The organism is Shinella yambaruensis (assembly GCF_050859155.1).
Classification (GTDB): domain Bacteria; phylum Pseudomonadota; class Alphaproteobacteria; order Rhizobiales; family Rhizobiaceae; genus Shinella; species Shinella yambaruensis.
This window is the reverse complement of the sequence record NZ_CP150638.1, coordinates 3,587,999-3,609,456: the sequence shown is the minus strand read 5'-3', so window position 1 is coordinate 3,609,456 and position 21,458 is coordinate 3,587,999. Positions and strand designations below refer to the sequence as shown.

General features: G+C 65.3%; 20 protein-coding genes. 10 read left to right on the top strand and 10 right to left on the bottom strand.

Translation table 11 applies throughout. The features are described 5' to 3' along the window. Nucleotides 1-164 precede the first annotated feature (164 nt). The 9 genes from WMC41_RS17645 to WMC41_RS17605 form a co-directional block, all read right to left on the bottom strand. Nucleotides 165-389, bottom strand: coding sequence for a hypothetical protein (locus WMC41_RS17645; RefSeq protein ID WP_244768132.1), 225 nt, complete (start codon nucleotides 387-389; stop codon nucleotides 165-167). A gap of 120 nt (nucleotides 390-509) precedes the next feature. Continuing rightward, nucleotides 510-1,223 (bottom strand): TfuA-like protein, encoded by a 714-nt coding sequence (locus WMC41_RS17640; protein WP_432345231.1) that lies wholly within the window; start codon nucleotides 1,221-1,223, stop codon nucleotides 510-512. Further along, nucleotides 1,220-2,404 carry a YcaO-like family protein gene (locus WMC41_RS17635; RefSeq protein ID WP_432345229.1) on the bottom strand — a complete coding sequence of 395 codons (1,185 nt, stop codon included), beginning with the start codon at nucleotides 2,402-2,404 and terminating at the stop codon, nucleotides 1,220-1,222. The genes WMC41_RS17640 and WMC41_RS17635 overlap by 4 nt, the downstream gene beginning before the upstream one ends. Nucleotides 2,405-2,424: 20 nt before the next feature. Continuing rightward, entirely contained in the window at nucleotides 2,425-2,685 is a 261-nt protein-coding gene (locus tag WMC41_RS17630; RefSeq protein ID WP_244768135.1) for a hypothetical protein, read from the bottom strand. Nucleotides 2,686-2,714: 29 nt separating this feature from the next. Further along, a complete protein-coding gene (locus WMC41_RS17625) occupies nucleotides 2,715-4,526 on the bottom strand; it encodes a hypothetical protein (protein ID WP_432345227.1) in 1,812 nt (603 codons plus the stop codon). A gap of 6 nt (nucleotides 4,527-4,532) precedes the next feature. Beyond that, nucleotides 4,533-4,976 carry a helix-turn-helix domain-containing protein gene (locus tag WMC41_RS17620; RefSeq protein ID WP_432345224.1) on the bottom strand — a complete coding sequence of 148 codons (444 nt, stop codon included), beginning with the start codon at nucleotides 4,974-4,976 and terminating at the stop codon, nucleotides 4,533-4,535. A 135-nt stretch (nucleotides 4,977-5,111) separates the two neighbouring features. Continuing rightward, nucleotides 5,112-5,873 (bottom strand): amino acid ABC transporter ATP-binding protein, encoded by a 762-nt coding sequence (locus WMC41_RS17615; protein WP_432345221.1) that lies wholly within the window; start codon nucleotides 5,871-5,873, stop codon nucleotides 5,112-5,114. Then, a complete protein-coding gene (locus tag WMC41_RS17610) occupies nucleotides 5,870-6,550 on the bottom strand; it encodes an amino acid ABC transporter permease (protein ID WP_272806651.1) in 681 nt (226 codons plus the stop codon). Before WMC41_RS17610 ends, WMC41_RS17615 begins: the two co-directional genes overlap by 4 nt. A 106-nt stretch (nucleotides 6,551-6,656) precedes the next feature. Then, the gene (locus tag WMC41_RS17605; protein ID WP_272806650.1) at nucleotides 6,657-7,430 is read right to left on the bottom strand and encodes an amino acid ABC transporter substrate-binding protein; all 774 of its coding nucleotides are present in this window, start codon (nucleotides 7,428-7,430) and stop codon (nucleotides 6,657-6,659) included. Between the two features lie 280 nt (nucleotides 7,431-7,710). Here WMC41_RS17605 and WMC41_RS17600 point away from each other — a divergent pair, with 280 nt between their 5' ends. The 5 genes from WMC41_RS17600 to WMC41_RS17580 all read left to right on the top strand — a co-directional run bounded on the left by WMC41_RS17600 (nucleotide 7,711) and on the right by WMC41_RS17580 (nucleotide 14,203). Further along, complete coding sequence (locus WMC41_RS17600; RefSeq protein WP_432345217.1) at nucleotides 7,711-9,306, top strand: peptide ABC transporter substrate-binding protein; 1,596 nt, start codon at nucleotides 7,711-7,713, stop codon at nucleotides 9,304-9,306. Between the two features lie 62 nt (nucleotides 9,307-9,368). After that, nucleotides 9,369-10,292 (top strand): oligopeptide ABC transporter permease OppB, encoded by a 924-nt coding sequence (gene oppB / locus WMC41_RS17595; RefSeq protein ID WP_244768142.1) that lies wholly within the window; start codon nucleotides 9,369-9,371, stop codon nucleotides 10,290-10,292. Continuing rightward, nucleotides 10,285-11,415: an ABC transporter permease gene (locus WMC41_RS17590; RefSeq protein ID WP_244768143.1), complete on the top strand. Its 1,131-nt coding sequence runs from the start codon at nucleotides 10,285-10,287 to the stop codon at nucleotides 11,413-11,415. The genes oppB and WMC41_RS17590 overlap by 8 nt, the downstream gene beginning before the upstream one ends. Before the next feature lies 1 nt (nucleotide 11,416). Next, nucleotides 11,417-13,033 (top strand): ABC transporter ATP-binding protein, encoded by a 1,617-nt coding sequence (locus WMC41_RS17585; protein WP_244768144.1) that lies wholly within the window; start codon nucleotides 11,417-11,419, stop codon nucleotides 13,031-13,033. A 27-nt stretch (nucleotides 13,034-13,060) separates the two neighbouring features. Then, entirely contained in the window at nucleotides 13,061-14,203 is a 1,143-nt protein-coding gene (locus WMC41_RS17580) for a gluconeogenesis factor YvcK family protein (protein WP_432345212.1), read from the top strand. On the opposite strand, the gene WMC41_RS17575 is transcribed toward WMC41_RS17580, so the two are convergent. Further along, nucleotides 14,181-16,856 carry a bifunctional diguanylate cyclase/phosphodiesterase gene (locus WMC41_RS17575; RefSeq protein ID WP_432345210.1) on the bottom strand — a complete coding sequence of 892 codons (2,676 nt, stop codon included), beginning with the start codon at nucleotides 16,854-16,856 and terminating at the stop codon, nucleotides 14,181-14,183. The genes WMC41_RS17580 and WMC41_RS17575 overlap by 23 nt on opposite strands. Before the next feature lie 205 nt (nucleotides 16,857-17,061). Between WMC41_RS17575 and paaX the strand changes: the two genes are divergently transcribed. The 5 genes from paaX (at nucleotide 17,062) to paaC (ending at nucleotide 21,452) form a co-directional block, all read left to right on the top strand. Then, the gene (paaX, locus tag WMC41_RS17570) at nucleotides 17,062-17,970 is read left to right on the top strand and encodes a phenylacetic acid degradation operon negative regulatory protein PaaX (RefSeq protein ID WP_432345207.1); all 909 of its coding nucleotides are present in this window, start codon (nucleotides 17,062-17,064) and stop codon (nucleotides 17,968-17,970) included. Nucleotides 17,971-18,138: 168 nt separating this feature from the next. Next, complete coding sequence (gene pcaF / locus WMC41_RS17565; protein ID WP_432345204.1) at nucleotides 18,139-19,344, top strand: 3-oxoadipyl-CoA thiolase; 1,206 nt, start codon at nucleotides 18,139-18,141, stop codon at nucleotides 19,342-19,344. Between the two features lie 23 nt (nucleotides 19,345-19,367). Continuing rightward, nucleotides 19,368-20,372, top strand: a complete 1,005-nt coding sequence (gene paaA / locus WMC41_RS17560) for a 1,2-phenylacetyl-CoA epoxidase subunit PaaA (RefSeq protein WP_244768149.1) — start codon at nucleotides 19,368-19,370, stop codon at nucleotides 20,370-20,372. Nucleotides 20,373-20,385: 13 nt separating this feature from the next. Further along, nucleotides 20,386-20,670: a 1,2-phenylacetyl-CoA epoxidase subunit PaaB gene (paaB, locus tag WMC41_RS17555; RefSeq protein ID WP_023516149.1), complete on the top strand. Its 285-nt coding sequence runs from the start codon at nucleotides 20,386-20,388 to the stop codon at nucleotides 20,668-20,670. Further along, complete coding sequence (paaC, locus tag WMC41_RS17550; RefSeq protein ID WP_432345200.1) at nucleotides 20,670-21,452, top strand: 1,2-phenylacetyl-CoA epoxidase subunit PaaC; 783 nt, start codon at nucleotides 20,670-20,672, stop codon at nucleotides 21,450-21,452. Before paaB ends, paaC begins: the two co-directional genes overlap by 1 nt. The last annotated feature ends 6 nt before the right edge of the window (nucleotides 21,453-21,458 follow it).

The window sequence follows — 21,458 nt, the reverse complement described above, 5'->3', positions numbered from 1 at the left end:
CCTTTCAGAGTTCCGCGATCAGCGCAACCGTGTGTTTTCGTTTCGCAATCGGAGAATTTTAGGAAGATCGGCGGCGGCCCGCAGGTTCGGGCCGTCCGCACGATCAGCGCCGCGGAGGAGGACGGCGGCTATCCTCCGGCCGGCAGGCCGGCCCATCCACCCGGTCAGCAGAGCGCCGACCGGTTCATCAGCATGATGTCGCTCGATGTCAGCGTCATGCGCGACGGTTCGTCGATCTGTTCCAGCACCGCGCGCAGCGCCTTGTCCAGGCAGAACTCGGCGATCTCGGCATCCAGCGACTTGGCGGATTCCAGTGCGAACGCGACGAGCCGCGCCAGCGCCATCAGTTCCGCGCCCCGGTCTTCTGTTTCAACGCTTTCGATTTTCATGTCCTGTGCCCCCCTGAGCAACGCTCACTTTCAGCCCCTGCGGCGAAGTATAGGCGTGACTCCGGGGCTATGCGCGTGACTCCAGCGTGACACACGCGGAATGGGAAACTGCACGTTTTCTCAGGCTATGGGTTGATCGGCAACGGAACGCCACAGGGATGTCGCCCGAAACGTCCAGTTTCCTCGTTTTACGGGGGTTTTTGCATCAAAATCGGCAAGGACGTGCAGAAGGGCGAGGGCATCCGCGCGCTTCTGGTCCACGGCGGCTGCGTGGAGAAGTTGCAGAAGTCCCTTCCGGTTTGCCGCCGCGCCGGCTGATTTTATGACCGAGGACCAGGTCCGCTCCTTGTAGAAGAGCCTCCTTGCAGCGGTCCGAAGTGTTGATATGTCATACTTTTCAAGGGTTTCTTTCGCCTCCAGCCGATCGAGCGTCGCCTCGACATTGACGAGTGGAAGCGAGAGGGCGGGATAGCCGAGTTCGGCGGGACCGTGGAGCATGGCGACATCGGCGTCGTCGACGCGTCGGCCGCTCGCATAGTCCTCATAGATGCGGCCGATGCCGACCATGCCGAACGTATCGCACTCGGCAGCACGCAGCGCACCCATGCTGGCGGCGCCGAGGACGGCGACGCCCTGGTCCAGCGCATGGAGGATTTCCTTGTGCCAGACGGGCGCCACGTGCTCGAAATTGCCGTCGACGATGCCGATGGCGGTGGCGCCCGCGCGCACGGCGGCCAAGACGTCGCCGTGGGCCGCCGGTGGGCGGACCTCGACGGCGTCGCCAGAAAGAGCGGCGGCATCGGGCAGGCTCGGGCCGGCAAAGAGGATCTTCATGTGGTTCCGAACAGCATGCGGGAGAGGGCGCGGGGACCGACGGCATGCCGGCGTGCGCCTTCCGGGTTTTCAAGCGCCGGCACGACCATCTTGACGACGCGAACCGGCAGCGAGGCATCCCCGAGCGGCACGGCGACGATGGGCGTGATGCCGGATGCACCGAGCCGTTCCACGCAATGGGTGAGCAACGCGGCGGCGTCGCCCACGGGTGCGGGATAGGTTTTCGCCGCGCCCGGCCAGGCCTCGAAGAGGGCGAGGGTTTCCGGTGCCAGCGGCCGGGTGAAGGTCTCGGCGAAGAGATCGTCGCGCGCGCCGCTGATATAGGTGAGGCGCGATTGCGCGACTTCGGTGAGCGTGCGGATCACGGCGCGCGCGGCCACGGGATGGGTGCCGTAGCCGATGGTCGCATCGTGGAAGAGCGGCCGCTTCCTTGCGGCAAGGCCGGCATCGCCGAGCACGGCGGCGTAGGTGGGGATGGCAAGGTCGCTGGTGATGTCGAAGAGGCGCAGATCCAGCCCGGCCGTACGGAAACGGCCGGCCAGCGCCTCTATGAGCGGATCGGCGAAGCCGGCGGGATCGACGGCGGTCGCCTGGCGCTTCTGGCGTGGCAGCAGGCGCCACAGTCGGTCGGCGTCGCGCTCGATGCGCTCCAGGAGGCCGTGCAGGATCGCCTCGCTCTCCGAATTGCCGGAGGCAAGGCCGTCGGAGGATTGCCAGAAGCGTGGTGCCGCATCGGTCCTGTCGAGGCAGACGGCTTCGCGCGGAACCCAGATGGTCTCGCCCGTCACGATGTTGCGCCCGGCGAGCCAGTCGAAGGGCTCGTCTTCGGCAAGGAAGGCCTGTCCGCTCGCAACGAAGATATCGAGCGGCAGGCAGGCTTCGCCGGCCGCCGCGAAATCGCGCCGTGCGGCCCGCCGCACCGGCACCAAAGGCTCACCGGCGATCGAGCGCTCCAGCGCCTCCATGGCAGCGGAGACCTTCGCGTCGATATCGGTGATGCCCTTGCCCTGGTTGATGACGATCGAACGGGCATTGGGGCTGACGGCGTTCCAGACCGGGATGCCGACGTTGTCGAGCCCGGTCAGGCGGGACAGCCGCGTGATGCCGAACCGGGGCAGCAAGGCCTCGATCCGGCTCCACGTCTCATCGGGACTGCAGATGCGGTCCGAATAGGCGGTCACGCTGTGAGCCGGGCCGAGGCTCACTTGTCCATGAAGCCGCCGGAGGGGTCCATGAAACCGCCGGACGCATCCATGAAGCCGCCGGACACGGCATCTGCCGAAGTTGCGAGCGCGGCGAGGTTGACACCCTTGATCACCGATGCGCCGGCCTTGCGCAGATCATCGGCGGCCTTCAGCGCCCCCGTCGTGGGGGCGGCGATCTGCGTCACCGTGCCGGCATCGAGATCGGCGACCCAGAGGCCGTCGTCCCCCTGAATGCCCAGAACAACCAGTCTTGCCATGTCCACTTCCTCTCTCTTTGTGCCGGTCGCTAGAAGCCGGCTTTCTTCAATCCGTCGTAATAGTGCCTGCGCTGCCACTCTTCCTTGAAGGGCACGATCGCCATCCAGGAGTCGAGATCGAAATTCGGGTGGACGTCATAGGTGCGGCGGATGAATTGCCGCGCCTTCTTCATGTCGCCGAGCATGCTCCAGCTTGCCGCGGCGAGGCGGTCGGCCGGAGTGCGGTCCTTCATGCGGGCGATATAGTCGAGTGCCTGCTGGTAGAGGCCGAGCGAATAGCTGGCGCCGGCGGCGGTCCAGAAGTATTCGTCGGGCGGCAGCGGATTGAGGTCGATCGCCTGCTCGATCTTCTTGAGGCCGACATCCGGCCGGGAGGCCTGCACCAGCGTATCGGCATAACTCGCGATGACATTGGCGTAGTGCGGGCTGAGCGCCTCGGCGCGGTCGAGATAAGCGACGCTCTCGTCGAACTGGCGGGCATAAAGCTTGACGACGCCAAGCTCGCGGTAGCCGGAGGGCAGGCGCTCGTCGGCGCGGATGGTCTCTTCGGCGTGGCGCTCGGCCTGGCGCAGCAGGTCCTCGTCGCCGCGCGCCGTCACCAGCCATTCGAGGAAGTAGCTGCGGGCAAGGCCCCCGATCGCCGGGGCGAAGGCGCCATTGGCCTGCAGGGCCTCGCGAAAGCTCTTGCGGGCGCGGCGGATGTCTCGCAGGTCGAGGTTCTTCAGCTGGACCTGGCCGACAAGGAAACTGCGATAGGCGGCCGCGTCACGCTCGTAGTCGCCGCGCACCAGTTCGTTGCGCTCGATCTCGGTGGCGATCGCCCCGGCGATCTGGTGCGAGATCATCTGTCGCGATCGGGCAAGGCCCTCGGCGGAGAGCGGGAAGCGCTCGGCCCAGATCACCTCGTCGCTGCCGAAGAAGATGAGCTGGGCGAAGAGCGTGTGATGGTCGCCCTCGTCGCGCAGCCGCGTTTCCAGGATGTAGCTGATCTTGTGGCGCTCGTAGGTGTCGGCCCTGTCGGCCTGGAGCGAGATTTGCGCCGCGGTATGCGGAGCGATGATGGAAATGGAGCGCAACGCGCAGAGCCCGATCGTCACGTCCTCGATCAGCGCTTCGCTGAAGCGGGCGGCTGTACGGGCGGCGAGCGTGGTGACTGGCGGCAGCAACACGACACGCGGCGGGTTCTGCCGGGGGAGCGCTATGTCCGCCTCCTGCGGCGTCAGCACGCGGGCGGGCGGCTGGAGGGTCATGAGACTGGCGGGCACCGCCGTCCGGCCCGTCAGCACGGCACGCACCTCCTCGTCGTTCGGATTGCTTTCGAGCAGGCGCAGCGCAGCGGCGGCGCGGGCCTGGCGCGTACCGGCGCCGTCCGGCGCATCCCCGTCGAGCAGGGCACTGCGCAGAAGGGCCATGTGCGCGGCCCGCTGCAGTACGATCCAGCTTGAAAGCGCTTGGTTGCCGGGCCTGACATATTTGAGGAAATCGTCGGTCAGGAGGCCGGCGAGCACGGAAAGCCCCGCACCGTCGCGCACCTTGTCGATATCGCTTTCGATGGCTTCCGGCCCGAGCGCGATTGTGGTGTCCGTGAAGGTGAGGTAGGTCCGGTCCAGCTCCCGCTGGCGTTTCTGGGTTCGTGAAACGGTCTGCCGCAGGTTGGCGAAGGCGGCGGCGCTGTTGGCATCATCCCAGAAGAGACTTGCAGCATCCGCCCGCGGCATGTTGCTCACGCCGCGCGCCAGGAGATAACAAAGGATCAGAAGCGCCTTTTCGGGAAAGACGATATCGTTACCGCCCTCATCGAGCAGGCGCAGATGACCGAGCGTCTGCAGCCGCGCCGGCATGTGGGGTCAGATCCGCAGTTCCGGTGCGTTGTCCGCGCGTTCGCCCGCCTCGGTGGTGGCACTTGCCTTGGAAAGTGCGGTTGCCAGCGCGATGATCGACTTGCGCACGCCCGCATCCTCGATCTTCAGGAAGGCGCGGTTGAGGTCGAGGCCTTCCTTGGAGGAGACGAAGGTGGAGACGTCGCCCGTCTCGTGCATGACGCCGGCGGCCGGCACGGCGCTGTCTTCGTCCTGGAAGAAGAAGCTCGGCGGAACGCGGAACACGTCGGAGATCGCCTGGAGGCGGCTGGCGCTGATGCGGTTGGTGCCTTTCTCGTACTTCTGCACCTGCTGGAAGGTGACGCCGAGCCGGTCGGCAAGCGCTTCCTGACTCATGCCCACCATCAGCCTGCGCAGGCGGACGCGGGAACCGACGAAGACGTCGATCGGATTTGGTGTTTTCTTGATCATGAGACTTTCTCCCCTGAAAGACATGCCGGGGCATGGCGAGATACGCATATTCCGTCACTCTGCTTGAATCGCCTGTCCGATGCAACTGCTGCGAACCGGATTTCCTTGCTACCGTAACGTGAGGTAGCGTGCACTTCAGATATCGTAGCTTTGCGGCGCGCTGAGGGAGGCGATGAACTTTTTCGTGCGCTCGCGCTCCGGCGTGGAGAAGATTGCGCGGGGCGGCCCCTCCTCGACGACGACGCCGCCATCGAGGAAGACGACCGTGTCGGCAACGCGCGAGGCGAGGCGCAGGTCGTGCGTCGCCATGACCATCGTCGTGCCCTCGCGCGCAAGCCGGCTCAGCACCTCGACCACCTCTTCCGCAAGCTCGGGGTCGAGCGCGGAGGTCGGCTCGTCGCAAAGCAGGACGCGCGGCGAAGGGGCGAGCGCGCGGGCGATGGCGACGCGCTGCTGCTGGCCGCCCGACAGCGTTGCCGGCCAGGCGTCGGCCTTGTGCGCCATGCCGACCTTCTCAAGCAGTTCCATCGCGCGGGCGCGCGCCTTGTCGGCCGGCCATTTCAGGACGGTGACGAGGCCTTCCATCACGTTGGCGATGGCGGTCTGGTGCGGGAAGAGCTGGAAGTTCTGGAAGACCATGCCGGTCTGGCGACGCAGTTTCTGCACGGCGTCCCAGCCCACCTTTCGGCCGGGGGTGAAATCGATCGTCTCGCTGCCGAGCTTGATGGAGCCCGAGGTCGGCGTCTCGAGCAGGTTGATGCATCGCAGCAGCGTGCTCTTGCCGCCGCCCGAAGGGCCGACCAGCGCCGTCACCGTGCCCTCTGGCAGGACGAGGCTGATGTCGCGCAGCACATGGTTGTCGCCGAAGCGTTTTTCGATGTGGCTGAGTTCGATCATGTGCGGGCCTCCAGGAAGCCGCCATAGCGGGCGAAGCGCCTTTCCAGCCGAACCTGCAGGGCCGACAGCACGGAACTGAGCGCGAGATAGATCAGCGCCGCCTCGATGTAGAGGATCAGCGGCTCGTAGGTCGTGGCGACGATGCGCTGCGCCGTCTGGAAGAGTTCCGGCACGGTGACGGCGGCGGCGAGCGAGGTGTCCTTCACCAGCGAGATGAAGGTGTTCGACAGCGGCGGCACGGCGACGCGCGTCGCCTGCGGCAGGATGGTGCGGCGCATGGCCTGCGACCAGCTCATGCCGATCGAATAGGCCGCTTCCCACTGGCCGCGCGGCACGGAGGCGATGACGGCGCGGATGATCTCCGACGTATAGGCCCCGACATTCAGCGTGAAGCCGATGAGGGCGGCCGGGAAGGCATCGAGCAGGATGCCGACGCTCGGCAGGCCGTAGAAGATGACGAAGAGCTGCACCAGAAGCGGCGTGCCGCGGATCACCCAGACATAGAAGCGGGCGACGGCGACGAGCGGGCGCGGCCCGAACAGCCGCGCGATGGCCGTGACGAGGCCGAGCGTCAGCCCGAGCACGAAGGAGAGCAAGGTGAGCGGAATGGTGAAGACGAGCGCGGCCCACAGCAGGGGGACAAGCGAATCCAGCATCAGTTGAAGCCACGGCGGCACGGGAAAAACCTCCGGAAATGCGGCTGGCCGGGGTGATCCCCGGCCAGGTCGTGGTTTTATCTATAGTCGAGGAGCGGGCCGCCGCGAAGCGGTCCCCGGGCAGGATTTACTTCGAGACGTCCTGGCCGAAATACTTGTCCGAGATCGCCTGATACGTGCCGTCGGCCTTGATGTCGGCAAGCGCCTTGTTGATCGCGTCCAGCAGCTCCGGCTCGCCCTTGCGGATGATCACGCCGGAATAGTCGGCGTTTTCCTGTTCGGCGGCGATCTTCACATTGGCATCGGGCTTGTGCTTCTTGAAGTCGAGGAAGGACAGGCTGTCGTTGATCGTCGCGTCGGCGCGGCCGGTCAGGACGAGCTGGATCGACTGGTCAAAGCCGTCGGTGCCGACGAGCTCGGCGCCGGCGCCTTCAGCGATCCTGCCGAAATTGGAGGTCAGCGACTGGGCGGATTTCTTGCCCTTGAGGTCGGCGAATCCCTTGATGCTGTCGTCGTCGGCACGCACGATCAGCACGGCCTTGGAGGCGATGTAGGGCTCGGAGAAGTCGTATTTCTGCTTGCGCGCCTCGGTGATGCCGACCTGGTTGATCACGGCGTCGTAGCGGTTGGCGTCGAGGCCGGCGATGAGGCCGTCCCACTTGCCTTCCAGGAACTCGGCCTTGACGCCGAGCTTCTTGGCGATGGCCTCGCCGATCTCGACGTCGAAGCCGACCAGCTTGCCGTCGGTGTCGTGGTAGGTGAAGGGCGCATAGGTGCCTTCGGTGCCGATCTTCAGCGCGCCGGCGGCCTGCACGGCCGCGAGGTTTTCCCCCGCATGGGCCGGGGCGAGAATGGCGGCCTGGAGCGCCGCAGCGGCGGCGAGGGTCTTCAACCAGTTCATCTTGGAACTCCGTTTCTGGCTCAAGTGTTCGATGGGGCGATAGATCGCAGAAATCGGTGCAAAACGATGGGCAGAAAACTGCGAATAAAAACGGCAAATGCGAATATTTTTCTCATTTTCCGCTGCCTTCAGGCGGAGAAGGGCGCGTTTCGCTTTAAAAATCCGACCCTCTGCGCGGGCTGCGGCCTTTGTGCATTTCGTGTTTTTAGGGGCTTGCCAAGCGGGAAAACAGGGACAATTGATGTGGCACCCAAAATAACAACCGGGGAAGGAAAACAAAATGGCAAACAGACTCATTGGCTTTCGTGCGGCTCTTCTTGCGGGCGCAATCCTGCTGGGCGCCGGTCCGGCTCTTGCAGAAGCGGTGCTTCACCGCGGCAATGCCGGCGAACCGCAGACCCTCGACCAGGCGCACACTTCCATCAACATCGAGGAGTTCATCCTCAAGGACCTCTACGAGGGCCTGACGATCTATGACGCGTCCGGCAAGATCGTTCCCGGCGCCGCGGAAAGCTGGACCGTCTCCGACGACGGCACGGTCTATACGTTCAAGCTGCGCGAGAACGCGAAGTGGTCGGACGGTTCCCCGGTGACGGCGGAAGACTTCGTCTTCTCCTTCACCCGCGTGGAAGACCCGAAGACCGCAGCGGGCTATGCCAATATCCTCTATCCGATCAAGAACGCGGAAAAGGTCAACAAGGGTGAGCTCGGCCTCGACCAGCTCGGCCTCAAGGCCGTCGATGCCACGACGCTGGAAGTGACGCTGGAGCGGCCGACGCCCTTCTTCCTCGAGCTGCTTGCGCACCAGACGGCGCTTCCGGTCTCCAAGGCCAGCGTCGAGAAGAACGGCGCCGACTTCGTCAAGCCCGGCACGATGGTTTCCAATGGCGCCTTCAAGCTGGTCAGCCATGTCCCGAACGACAACCTGGTCGTCGAGAAGAACGAGAACTACTGGGATGCCGCGAACGTCAAGCTCGACAAGGTGATCTTCTATCCGATCGACGACCAGGCCGCTTCGGTCCGGCGCTTCGAGGCGAAGGAAATGGACCTCGTCTACAACTTCTCCGCCGACCAGATCGAGCGGCTGAAGGCGAGCTATGGCGAGCAGGTCCATGTCTCGCCGACGCTGGCGACCTACTACTACGCCTTCGACACCCGACAGGAGCCCTACAGCGACGTCAACGTGCGCCGCGCGCTCTCCATGGCTGTCGACCGCGACTTCCTGGCCAAGGAAATCTATTCGGGCTCGCAGCTCCCGGCCTATTCCATGGTGCCCCCCGGCATGGAAGGCTATGAGCCGGCGACCGCCGATTTCGGCGCGCTTTCGCAGCTCGACCGCGAGGATGAGGCGCTCAAGCTGATGAAGGAGGCCGGCTACGGCGAGGGCGGCAAGCCGCTGAAGATCGAGATCCGCTACAACACCAACCCGAACCACGAGCGCGTGGCGACGGCCGTTGCCGACATGTGGAAGAACACTTTCGGCGCGGACGTCTCGATGGTGAACCTCGACGTCTCCTCGCACTACGCCTACCTGCAGGAAGGCGGCGCGTTCAACGTGGCGCGTGCCGGCTGGGTCGCCGACTACGCGGATGCGGAGAACTTCCTGGCGCTCAGCGTCAGCACCAACAAGACCTTCAACTACGGCAAGTTCAACAATGTCGAGTATGACGCGCTCATGAAGCAGTCGTACGAGGAGCGGGACCCGGCAACGCGCGCCAAGGTGCTGCACGAGGCGGAAGCCCTTCTTATGAAGGAACAGCCGATCGCCCCGCTCCTGACACAGGCCGATCTGTGGCTCGTCTCCAGCAAGGTTCAGGGTTGGCAGGACAATGCCGCCAACCAGCACCTGAGCCGCTTCCTCAGCGTTTCGGAATGATCCGGCGTCAGTGCGCGGCCTCCTGAGAGGCCGCGCGCTTTCGTATCTGGGGAGACCTGGCCATGCTTGCCTTCGTTCTGCGGCGCCTCGCAAGCGCCGTGCCGACGCTATTCATCGTCGTCACCATTTCGTTCTTTCTCATGCGCTTTGCGCCCGGCGGCCCGTTCAACCTCGAACGTCCCCTGCCGCCCGCCACGATGGAAAACCTGATGCGGGCCTACCAGCTCGATCAGCCGCTCTGGCGACAGTACCTCACCTATATGGGCAACGCCGTCACCGGCGATTTCGGACCGAGCTACATCTACAAGGACAATTCCGTCGCCGAGCTGATCGGCAAGGGACTGCCCTATTCGGTCGAGCTCGGCTTCTACGCATTGTTGCTCGCGCTCGTCGGCGGCGTCATCGTCGGCACGATCGCGGCGTTGCGCCAGAACAGCGCGCTCGATTTCGCCGTCATGTCGGTGGCGACGATCGGCGTCACGGTGCCGAACTTCGTCGTCGGGCCGGTGCTGACGCTGATCTTCGCCATCATGCTCGCCTGGCTGCCGGCCGGCGGCTGGGGCGACGGGTCGCTGCGCTTCCTCATCCTGCCGATGATCGCGCTCGCTTTGCCGCAGCTCGCGGTCTTCGCGCGGCTCACCCGCGGCTCGATGATCGAGGCCCTGCGCACCGACCATATCCGCACCGCGCGGGCCTATGGCCTGCCGGCGAAATCGGTGGTCGTGGTGCATGCCATGCGCGGCGCCATGCTGCCGATCGTCTCCTATCTCGCGCCCTGCGCGGCCGCTCTCCTGACCGGCTCGGCGGTTGTCGAGACCATCTTCACCATTCCCGGCGTCGGGCGCTACTTCGTGCTCGGGGCGATCAACCGCGACTATACGCTCGTCATGGGCACGGTCGTCCTGATCGCCATCTTCGTCATCGTCTTCAATCTGCTGGTCGACATTCTCTATGGCCTGCTCGATCCGAGGGTTCGCCATGACTGACGCCGTCGTTTCCCCCGTGCCCGAGAGCGAGGTGAAGGGGCGCAGCCTCTTCCAGCTCGCCGTCATGCGCTTCCGTCGCAATCGCCCGGCCATGGCCGGCTCCGTGATGCTGGTGCTGATCGCCTGCTTCTCGTTCTTCGGTCCCTTCTTCATCAGCCACAGCTACGATCAGGTCTTCTCTTCCTATGTCACCATCCCGCCGAGCCTCGAGCCGCGGCCGGGCGAGGACACGCTGGAGGAAGCGATGAAGGGTGTCGCGGCACGCGCCCGCGTCGAGCTTCAGTCCTTCTCCGTCGAGGGCGAGACCTTCACCGCGGTCGTCACCGCCGAGAATCCGATCGATCCGCGCACGACGCGCTATTTCGACCGCGCCAACGAGTTCGACAAGACGGAAGTCCTCTCGACCGAGGACGAGGGTCGCAAGCTGACGCTTTCGGGTGTCGTCGACCGGGAATATTTCCTGTTCGGCACCGATACGAACGGGCGCGACCTCATGGCGCGCGTCATGCTCGGCGGGCAGATATCTATCGCCGTCGGTCTCCTCGCCAGCCTCGTCTCGCTCGGCATCGGCGTCGTCTACGGCGCGATTTCGGGTTACATGGGCGGGCGCGTCGACAATGTGATGATGCGCTTTGTCGAGATCCTCTATTCGCTGCCCTTCGTCTTCCTCGTCGTCGTGCTCGTCGTCTTCTTCGGGCGCAGCTTCGTGCTGATCTTCATCGTCATCGGGGCAGTGGAATGGCTCGACATGGCCCGCATCGTGCGCGGCCAGACGCTTTCCTTGAAACGCCGGGAGTTCATCGGCGCGGCGGAGGCTTTGGGGCTGACCGACTGGCAGATCATCCGCCGGCACGTCATCCCCAACACGATCGGCCCGGTCGTCATCTTCGTCACGGTGATCGTGCCCAAGGTGATCCTGCTCGAAAGCTTCCTTTCCTTCCTCGGCCTCGGCGTGCAGGCGCCGCTGACGAGCTGGGGCTCGCTGATCGCCGAAGGCGCGAACAACATCCAGTCGGCGCCATGGCTGCTCGTCTTCCCCGCCATCTTCTTCGTCGTCACGCTCTTCTCGCTGAACTTCGTCGGCGATGGCCTGCGTGACGCATTCGACCCGAAGGATCGCTGACATGGCAGAGACACAGAAGACCATGGAGCCGATCCTCGCCGTGCGCGACCTGAAGGTCTCCTTCACGACGCCGGACGGCGATGTCGATGCCGTCAAGGGCATCAGCCTCGATGTCCGCCCCGGCGAGACCCTGGCGGTGGTCGGCGAATCCGGCTCCGGCAAGAGCCAGACCATGATGGGCATCATGGGCCTGCTGGCCGCGAACGGACGGGTTTCGGGCTCCGCGAAATATCGCGGGCAGGAGATGGTCGGCCTTCCGCCGAAGGCGCTCAACGAGATCCGCGGCGCGAAGATCACCATGATCTTCCAGGAGCCGATGACCTCGCTCGATCCGCTCTATCCCGTCGGCAAACAGATCGCCGAGGTGATCGTGCACCACCGCGGCGGTACGCGGAAGGAGGCCCGGCCGCGTGTGCTGGAACTCCTGAAACTCGTCGGCATTCCGGAGCCTGAGCGCCGTATCGACAGCTATCCGCACGAGATGTCCGGCGGCCAGCGCCAGCGCGTGATGATCGCCATGGCGCTCGCCAACGAGCCGGACATCCTGATCGCCGACGAACCGACGACGGCGCTCGACGTGACGATCCAGGCGCAGATCCTCAAGCTCTTGCGCGACCTGCAGAAACGCTTCGACATGGCGATCGTGCTCATCACGCACGATCTCGGCATCGTCCGGCATTTCGCCGAGCGGGTCGTCGTCATGCGGCGCGGCGAGATCGTCGAGCAGGGCGGCACGGCCGGCATCTTCGAGAACCCCCAAGCTGACTACACCCGCATGCTGATCGAGGCCGAGCCGCATGGCCGCAAGGCCGCGCCGCCGGATGACGCGCCGATCATCCTGGAGGGTCGCAATGTCGTCGTCGACTACAAGATCGACGGCGGCTTCCTGAAGCAGCGCGCCAGCACGTTCCGCGCCGTCGACAATGTCAGCATCAGCCTGCGCGAAGGCCAGACGATCGGCGTGGTGGGCGAATCCGGCTCGGGCAAGTCGACGCTCGGGCGGGCGCTGCTCAGGCTGATCGCCAGCAAGGGCGCCTACCGTTTCGGCAGGACGGATATCTCCGGCCTCGACCGCACCGGCATGCGGCCGCTCCGGCGCAGCATGCAGCTCGTCTTCCAGGATCCCTACGGATCGCTCTCGCCGCGCCAGACGGTCGGTGAGATCATCACCGAGGGTCTCTACGTGCACGAGCCGCAACTATCGCGGGCCGATCGCGACAAGCGGGCGATCGCGGCGCTGAAGGAGGTCGGGCTCGATCCGGCGGCGCGCAACCGCTATCCGCACGAGTTTTCCGGCGGCCAGCGGCAGCGCATCGCGATTGCGCGGGCGATGATCCTCAAACCCCAGGCCGTCATTCTCGACGAGCCGACCTCGGCACTCGACCGTTCCGTGCAGGGCCAGGTGATCGAGCTCCTGCGCGATCTCCAGTCCCGCTACGGCCTGTCCTATGTCTTCATCAGCCATGATCTTTCGGTGGTGCGCGCCATGAGCGACTATGTGGTGGTGATGAAGGACGGCAAGATTGTCGAGGAGGGACCCACGGACGCCATTTTCAGCGCGCCGCGGGAGGATTATACCAAGACCCTCATCGGCGCGGCCTATAATATCGGGCCGTAATCCGGAGCGCAGACAAGAGGAGACCGGATGGCCGAAGGTCGCTTGCCGCATATCGTGCTCTTTTCGGGCGGCACCGCGTGCCGCACGACCAATCTGGCGCTGCTCTCCGGGCCGGCGCGGCTGACGCGCATCGTGCCGGCCTGGGACAGCGGGGGCAGCTCCAAGACCATCCGCGAAAGCCTCGGCGTGCTCGCCGTCGGCGATATCCGCCAGGCGCTGATGACCATGGCCCATGGCGAAGGCCAGGTGGGCGATGTCGTCAAGGTCTGCAATGCGCGCATGACCAGCGGGACGGAGGATGACGCCCGCGCGGAATTCGCCCTCTATGCCGAAGGCCGCCATCCGCTCTTGGAGCGCATGGAGCCGGGTTTGCGCGGTGCGATCCTCAACTACCTGCGCACCTTTCGCGCGGCGATCGGCGCGGATTTCGATTTCCGCAACGGCAGCATCGGCAATTTCATCCTGACGGGTGCGCATCTCGCCCACAACAGCGACATCAACACCGCCATCTTCGTTTTCCGCAAGCTCTGCGACATCACCGGCCATGTCTGGCCGTCCACGGCGGCCGACGGCGTCGAACTTTCCGCCGTGCTGAACGACGGAACCCGGATCGAAGGGCAGCACAGGATGACGGCGCTCGATGATACGGCCAGCGGCATCGGCATCCGCGACATCGCCCTTTCCGGCCGGAACGGCGCGCCCGTGTCGGCCAATGAGGCGGTGCTCGAAAGTCTGGAAAGCGCCGATGCCATCGTCTTCGGCCCGGGCAGCTTCTTCACCAGCGTCCTGCCGCATCTTCTCGTAGAGGGAATCGTGCCGGCCATTGCGCGCAATGTGCATGCCCGCCGCATCTTCATCGGCAACATGCTGCAATGCCGGGAAACCCGCGGGCTGGACGTGGCGCGCATGCTGGAGATCGCCGCGGCGCTCTGGTGGCGGCAGGAGGGGGCGGATGCGCGACCCTTCACCCATGTCCTGGCGAACCACCAGCTGCTGCCCTTCGAAAAGACCGTCGGCCCTTTCGCTTATCTCGGCAACGGCGCGCTGGAAGATGTGGGTGCGCGGCTCGGCATCGAGCGGGTGATCGGCGACTTCGAGGACCCCTGGCAGCGCGGCCAGCATGATGGCCGGGCCGTCGCGGATGCGCTCAACTCGCTCTTGCCGTCGTGAGCCCGGTCTTTACCGCCGGCATCCAGCCCCGCGCCTTGGCGAAGGCGAGGAAATCGTCCGCTGCCATCGGCCGGGCGAAGGCATAGCCCTGCAGGACATGGCAGCCGAGGCTGCGCAGCAGCTCGGCATGCGCCAGCGTCTCGACGCCTTCCGCGACCGTTTCGATGCCGCGCACCTTGCCGATGTCGATGATCGAGCGGACGAGGCTCTGCTGCGCGGTGGATTCGAGCAGGGGCAGCACCAGCCGGCGATCGATCTTCAGCCGCTTGGGCGACAGTTCCAGGAGGCTGACGATGGACGCATGGCCGGTGCCGAAATCGTCGATCTCGATATCGATGCCGAGGGTCTTGATATCGTCGATCGCCTGTTTCAACCCATCGTCGGCCGTGTCGAAGGAAATCGATTCCAGGAGTTCGAAGGTCAGCGAGCCGGGACGGATGTTCATGGCCCGCAGCTTTCCGAGGAGGTCGTCGTCGCGCAGGCGCTGGCAGGAGACATTGACGGAGACGCGGGCAATGCCGAGCCCCTGTCCCTCCCAGCGCATGGACTGGAACAGCGCCTGGTCGAGGATGGCCTCGTCGATCTGGGCGACGACGTTGAGGCTTTCGGCAACCGGCAGGAAGACGTCCGGCGTGATGATGCCGCGCGTCGGGTGCTGCCAGCGCGCCAACGCCTCGACGCCAACGATCTCCAGCGTCTCGGCATCGAACTGAGGCTGGAAGAAGGGGTGGAATTCGCCGCGTTCGAGACCGCGCAGGATGTCGTCGCCGAGCCGCTTGACCTCTACGGTGCGCAGGCGCAGCTCGTCGTTGAAGGCTTCCACGCGGTTGCGGCCGCGGCGCTTGGCCTCGTAGAGCGCGATGTCGGCATTGACGAGCAGCTGTTCGGCGGATTCTTCCGCATCGTTGCGCGTCGCGATGCCGATGCTCGCGCCGATGCGACAGTCGTGGCCCTCGATCGCCATCGGCTCGCTGATCGCTTCGATGAGGCGGGCCGAAAGGGCGCTGAAATCGGCCTTTGCCGGGTCGCGGCGTGACAGCAGCACGAATTCGTCGCCGCCGATGCGGGCGATGAAGTCCTCCGCCGGAATATGGGCGCGCAGCACGCCCGCGGCCTGTTTCAGTACCTCGTCGCCCGCGGCATGGCCGAGCGTGTCGTTGATGTCCTTGAAACGGTCGAGGTCGATATGCAGCAGGGTGAGGGGGCGCGCATCCTCGCCCATGCCGGCCAGCGCGAGCTGTTGATCGAGGAAGCGTCGGTTGGGAAGGCGGGTGAGGGCGTCGTGCAGCGAATTGTGCTCCAGCACGAGATGGGCATCCTCCAGCGCCCTGTTCTGTGCCTCGGCCGTCAGCTTGGCCTCGAGCAGTTCGGCCTGCAGGCGATTGTCCTCCGTCACGTCCCAATTGGCGCCGACGATGCGCTTTGCGCCGGAGGAGGCGCGGTAGGTCATGCCGTGGGCGCGGATGTGGCGGATATCACCGTCGGCGGTCAGCACACGAAACCCGGTGAGATAGGGCTTTTCGGTTTCGATGGCGTTGGTAAAGACGCGCTCGGCCTCCTTGAGGTCGTCGGGGTGGAGCGCGGCGCGCCAGTCCTCGTAGCGGCAGATCGGCTGGCCTGGCGGCACGTTGTAGAGTGCGCGCATACGGGCATCCCAGGTGAGGGTCGACGTTTCGGGATCATATTCCCAAACGCCCACGCGCGAGGCATCGAGTGCGAGCTGCAGGCGCTGCGAGACGGTTTCGAGCTGGTCCTCCCGGTCCTGCAGCGCAAGAATATGCCGGTGGCGATCCTTCATGAGGTAGCCGACCCAGAACATGGGTGCGATGATGATGACGGCGAGGAGCGCAAGCCCGGCGCGAAAGAAGGCGAGATCGGCAGAGGGCTGGCGCCAGCCTTCCAGCGGTGCGGCCGACATGGTCCAGACCTCATGGCCGATATCGATGGTCATCACCACCGGATCGGCATCGACGGCCGCGGCCGTCGTGAAGAAGGTCCTCGCTTCGCCGCCGACATGCGGCCGGCTGGAAAGCGAGACGGCGACCTTGAGCTCTTCACCGAAGCCGCTGCTCTCCAGGAGCTTGTCGAGGTCGATCACGGCGGAGGCGATGCCGATGAAGGCATTGTTCCGCCCGGCGTGGATCGGGTAGCGCGCAATCACGCCGCGGCCGCCCTGCACGAGATCGACCGGGCCGGTGACGATCAGCCGGTCGAGCGCCTTGACCTGCATGGCGGCGGCGCGCTGGGGCTCGTTCTTGCGATAGTCGAGGCCGATGCTGCGCTCGTTTCCCTTGACCGGATAGATGAGCGAGACGATGAAATCCGGCGCAATGGCGAGATTGCGCAGCCGCGTGTCCTTGCGGAAAATGCGGCCCGCAAGATCGGCAAAGCGGTTCGGCGGCATGTCGGGTTCGGTCGAAAGCGCCGCGACGAGGCCCTGCACGAGGTTGATGTCGCCGTGGATGTTGCCTTCGAGGCGCGAGCGCAGCAGGCCGAGCTGCTCTGTCGTGAAGGAACGCAGATATTCCTCCTCCAGCCGCTGTTTCTGGGCATCGGCGAGAAAAATGGCGATGAGCACGGCAAGCGCGACCACGATGGCGGGGATATAATATCCCAGCCCCTGAAGGGAGAGCTGCGCATTCCGGTCGTTCATCGCGTTCCGTGTGTCTCCGCGCATCCTGGTTGCACCGGGCGAGGTTCTGCCCGGCATCCGGCGATCGGCGAACCATGGCAGATGCAACTTAATATTTGCTGACGAGGCCGTGCCTTTCTCTGTGGGGCCGGGTAGGGCTTTCCGTCATGGCCGATTCTGGGCTAGTCCTCGGCACGGCTGGAGCGGAACAGGTCAGGGGGCGGGATTGCCGGCGGACAAGGACAGGACGGAAAGCGTGTTCGGCGCGCTGCTGCGGGCCATCGTCGAGGACAGCCCGCTGAAGGCCGCCGGTTTCATCGTCACCATCTACGGCGACGTCGTGGAGCCGCGGGGCGGCGTCGTGTGGACCGGCAACCTGATCGAGACCTGCGCCGCCGTCGGCATCAGCGAGACGCTGGTGCGCACCGCCGTCTCGCGGCTCGTCGCCGCCGGGCAATTGTCCGGCGAGCGGGAGGGGCGGCGCAGCTTCTATCGCCTCGCCGCGCCCGCCCGGAGCGAATTTGCGGCCGCCGCCCGCTTGCTGTTCGGCCCGCCGGAGGCCGCGGACTGGCATTTCGTGCAGATGACGGGGACGGCACCGGACGAGGCGATGCAGGTTCTCGAGCGGGCGGGTCATGCCCGGCTCGGCCCGCGCCTCGCCGTCGGCGCGCGGCCTTTGCCGCATCTCAAGCAGCCGGCCGTCGTCTTCCGCGGCGAGGTGGTGAGCGGCGAGCGGGACCTCGGCGCCTTTGCGTCCGACCACTGGAACCTCGCGCTGCATGCCGAGGCCTATCATGGCTTCCTCAGGCGCTTCGGGCGCCTTGCCGACCTGCTTGGGGGCGGGATGCGGCTCGGTGCGGCGGAAAGCCTCGTTGCCCGGCTGGTGCTCGTGCACCAGTTCCGCCTCGTCGTGCTGCGTGATCCGCGCCTGCCGCAGGCGGCCCTGCCGGCGGACTGGCCGGGGGAGGCGGCCCGGATGCTCTTTGCCGACCTCTATCTCCGCCTCTCGCCCGAGGCGGACCTGCATGTCGCTCGCCATTTCGTCACGGCGGCCGGCGCCTTGCCTGAAGCGAGCGAGGCGACGCTCCGCCGTCTTTCGCTGCTGCGCGAGTCGATCCGGCGCGACTTTTCATAGGGAAATGCGTGGTTTGTGCTATGATACCGGCTGTTGGAACGAAACATCACATAATTTGGAGAAATCAGCATTGATTTGTGACGTATCGAGTGCTAAATAGATAACCGATCGGTCGGTCAATGTTTCTGGAGGAACGGATCGACCCTTGGATATCAGGGAGGAAACCGCGTGTCCGAAGCCTTTATCTGCGATGCCGTCCGTACGCCGATCGGCCGTTATGGCGGTTTGTTGTCGTCGGTTCGTGCCGATGATCTGGCGGCGGTGCCGCTCTCCGGGCTGATGGCGCGCAATCCCGATGTCGACTGGTCGAAGGTGGACGATCTCATCTACGGCTGCGCCAACCAGGCCGGCGAGGACAACCGCAATGTCGGCCGCATGGCCGTACTGCTGTCCGGCCTTCCCGTTTCCATTCCCGCCACCACCGTCAACCGCCTCTGTGGTTCCGGCATGGACGCCGTCGGCATGGCGGCGCGCGCCATCCGCGCCGGCGACTGCGATTTCGTCATCGCCGGCGGCGTCGAGAGCATGAGCCGCGCGCCCTTCGTCATGCCCAAGGCCGAAAGCGCCTTCTCCCGGTCGAATGCGGTCTACGACACGACGATCGGCTGGCGCTTCGTCAACCCGAGGATGAAGAAGGCCTTCGGCGTCGATTCCATGCCGCAGACGGCCGACAACGTTGCCGCCGATTTCGCCGTCAGCCGCGCGGATCAGGACGCTTTCGCGGCGCGCAGCCAGGCCCGCTGGGCCGCCGCGCACGAGGCCGGCATCTTTGCCGATGAGATCGTGCCCGTTTCCGTGCCGCAGAAGAAGGGCGATCCGCTGGTCGTCGACACCGACGAACATCCGCGTCCCGGCACGACGGCCGAGCAACTTGCAAAATTGAAGGGCGTCAACGGCCCGGATCTCTCGGTCACCGCCGGCAATGCCTCCGGCGTCAATGACGGCGCGGCCGCCTTGCTTATCGCCAATGAAGCCACCATCAAGGCGCAAGGATTGACTCCGAAGGCGCGCGTTGTCGCCATGGCGGCGGCGGGCCTTGAACCGCGCATCATGGGCTTCGGCCCGGCGCCGGCCACGCGCCGGGTGCTGGAACGCGCCGGTCTTTCGCTCGGCCAGATGGATGTCATCGAGCTCAATGAGGCCTTCGCCTCGCAGGCGCTCGCGGTTCTGCGCGATCTCGGCCTGCCGGACGACGCCCCGCATGTGAACCCGAACGGCGGCGCCATCGCGCTCGGCCATCCGCTCGGCATGAGTGGCGCGCGGCTCGTCACCACCGCGACCTACCAGCTCCACCGCCAGGGCGGACGTTATGCACTCTGTACCATGTGCATCGGCGTCGGCCAGGGCATCGCCATCATTCTCGAACGCGTCTGACGCGTAAAGCAGGAGGAAAGACCATGTATGCCCAGATGGTGAAGACCGATGCCGCCCGCGTCCGCTCCCTCGATGAGATGGACCCCGTGGAGCGCGCCTTCCAGGAGCGTATCGACGCCGGCCAGAAGATCGAGCCGAAGGAATGGATGCCGGAAGGCTATCGCAAGACGCTGGTGCGCCAGATCAGCCAGCACGCCCATTCGGAAATCGTCGGCCAGCTTCCCGAAGGCAACTGGATCACCCGCGCCCCGACCCTGGAGCGCAAGGCGATCCTGCTTGCCAAGGTGCAGGACGAGGCCGGCCACGGCCTCTACCTCTATTGTGCCGCCGAGACGCTCGGCATCAGCCGTGACGAGATGTATGCGCAGCTCCATTCCGGCAAGGCGAAATATTCCTCGATCTTCAACTATCCGACGCTGACCTGGGCGGACATCGGCGCGATCGGCTGGCTGGTCGATGGCGCGGCGATCATGAACCAGGTGCCGCTGCAACGCTGTTCCTACGGCCCCTATGCGCGGGCCATGGTGCGCATCTGCAAGGAAGAGAGCTTTCACCAGCGCCAGGGTTACGACGTGCTGATGAAGATGGTGAAGGGCACGCCGGCCCAGAAGGCCATGGTGCAGGACGCGCTGAACCGCTGGTGGTGGCCGTCGCTGATGATGTTCGGTCCCTCGGACGACGCTTCCGTGCATTCGGCCCAGTCGATGGCCTGGAAGATCAAGCAGAACTCCAACGACGAGCTGCGCCAGAAATTCGTCGACCAGACCGTGCCGCAGGCAAAGTATCTCGGCCTCACCGTGCCGGATCCGGATCTCAAGTGGAACGAGGAGAAGGGCGGCTACGATTTCGGCGAGCCGGACTGGGAAGAATTCTTCAACGTGATCGCCGGCAACGGCCCCTGCAATGCGGAACGCCTCAACGCCCGCAAAAAAGCATGGGATGACGGCGCCTGGTTCCGCGACGGCCTGACGGCGCATGCCGAAAAGGTCGCCGACCGTCGCGCTAGCGCCAAGATCGCCGCCGAGTAAGGGAGAGAGCACGATGTCCAGCGAATGGCCGCTTTGGGAAGTTTTCATTCGGGGCCAGCACGGCCTCAACCATCGCCATGTCGGCAGCCTGCACGCGCCCGACGCCGAAATGGCGATCAACAATGCTCGCGACGTCTATACGCGCCGCAACGAGGGCGTCAGCATCTGGGTGGTGAAATCCTCCGAGATCACCGCCAGCGCACCCTCGGAAAAGGGCCCGCTGTTCGATCCGTCGAACTCCAAGGTCTACCGGCACCCGACGTTCTTCGATATTCCGGATGAAGTGGGGCATATGTGATGGCGACCGCGGCACTCGACCCGGCGGCCCGTCAGGCCGCGCTTCTCGAATTCCTGCTGCGCATCGGCGACAACACGCTGATCCTCGGCCATCGCGTTTCCGAATGGTGCGGGCACTCGCCCGCGCTGGAAGAGGATATCGCGCTCGCCAACACCGCGCTCGACCTGATCGGCCAGACCCAGCTCTGGCTCGGCCTTGCCGGCGAGGTGGAAGGCAAGGGCCGTTCCGCCGATGATCTTGCCTATCTGCGCGACGGCTACGAATTCCGCAACATCCTCTTAGTCGAGCGCCCGAACGGCGATTTCGGCAAGACGCTGATGCGGCAGTTCCTGTTCGACGCCTGGCACTATCTGCTCTTGAAGGCACTGAAGGGGTCTTCCGACACGCGCATTGCCGAGATCGCGGAAAAGGCCTTCAAGGAAGTCTCCTATCATCTCGACCGCAGCCGCGACCTCGTCATCCGCCTCGGTGACGGCACGGCCGAAAGCCATCGCCGCATGCAGGAAGCGCTGGGCGAACTCTGGCCCTTCACCGGCGAGATGTTCATGAGCGATGCGCTCGACGCCGAACTGGTCGAGGCCGGCATCGTCCCGGCGCCCGAAAGCCTCAAGGCGGGCTGGGACGAGATCGTCGCGGAGACGCTGGCCGAAGGCACGCTGAAGAAACCAGCCGATGGCTACATGCACAAGGGCGGTCGTCGCGGCGTGCACACCGAGCATCTCGGCTTCATCCTGTCGGAGATGCAGTTCCTGCAGCGCGCCTATCCGGGCGCGACCTGGTAGGAGGCG

Bases quoted from the DNA above. Each gene is read 5' to 3' on its own strand.
- paaB (WP_023516149.1), top strand. From the start codon at position 20,386: ATGTCCAGCGAATGGCCGCTTTGGGAAGTTTTCATTCGGGGCCAGCAC.
- WMC41_RS17605 (WP_272806650.1), bottom strand. From the start codon at position 7,430: ATGAACTGGTTGAAGACCCTCGCCGCCGCTGCGGCGCTCCAGGCCGCC.
- WMC41_RS17600 (WP_432345217.1), top strand. From the start codon at position 7,711: ATGGCAAACAGACTCATTGGCTTTCGTGCGGCTCTTCTTGCGGGCGCA.
- WMC41_RS17640 (WP_432345231.1), bottom strand. From the start codon at position 1,223: ATGAAGATCCTCTTTGCCGGCCCGAGCCTGCCCGATGCCGCCGCTCTT.
- WMC41_RS17615 (WP_432345221.1), bottom strand. From the start codon at position 5,873: ATGATCGAACTCAGCCACATCGAAAAACGCTTCGGCGACAACCATGTG.
- WMC41_RS17575 (WP_432345210.1), bottom strand. From the start codon at position 16,856: ATGAACGACCGGAATGCGCAGCTCTCCCTTCAGGGGCTGGGATATTAT.
- WMC41_RS17620 (WP_432345224.1), bottom strand. From the start codon at position 4,976: ATGATCAAGAAAACACCAAATCCGATCGACGTCTTCGTCGGTTCCCGC.
- WMC41_RS17585 (WP_244768144.1), top strand. From the start codon at position 11,417: ATGGCAGAGACACAGAAGACCATGGAGCCGATCCTCGCCGTGCGCGAC.
- WMC41_RS17580 (WP_432345212.1), top strand. From the start codon at position 13,061: ATGGCCGAAGGTCGCTTGCCGCATATCGTGCTCTTTTCGGGCGGCACC.
- WMC41_RS17630 (WP_244768135.1), bottom strand. From the start codon at position 2,685: ATGGCAAGACTGGTTGTTCTGGGCATTCAGGGGGACGACGGCCTCTGG.
- WMC41_RS17645 (WP_244768132.1), bottom strand. From the start codon at position 389: ATGAAAATCGAAAGCGTTGAAACAGAAGACCGGGGCGCGGAACTGATG.
- paaC (WP_432345200.1), top strand. From the start codon at position 20,670: ATGGCGACCGCGGCACTCGACCCGGCGGCCCGTCAGGCCGCGCTTCTC.
- WMC41_RS17590 (WP_244768143.1), top strand. From the start codon at position 10,285: ATGACTGACGCCGTCGTTTCCCCCGTGCCCGAGAGCGAGGTGAAGGGG.
- oppB (WP_244768142.1), top strand. From the start codon at position 9,369: ATGCTTGCCTTCGTTCTGCGGCGCCTCGCAAGCGCCGTGCCGACGCTA.
- WMC41_RS17625 (WP_432345227.1), bottom strand. From the start codon at position 4,526: ATGCCGGCGCGGCTGCAGACGCTCGGTCATCTGCGCCTGCTCGATGAG.
- paaA (WP_244768149.1), top strand. From the start codon at position 19,368: ATGTATGCCCAGATGGTGAAGACCGATGCCGCCCGCGTCCGCTCCCTC.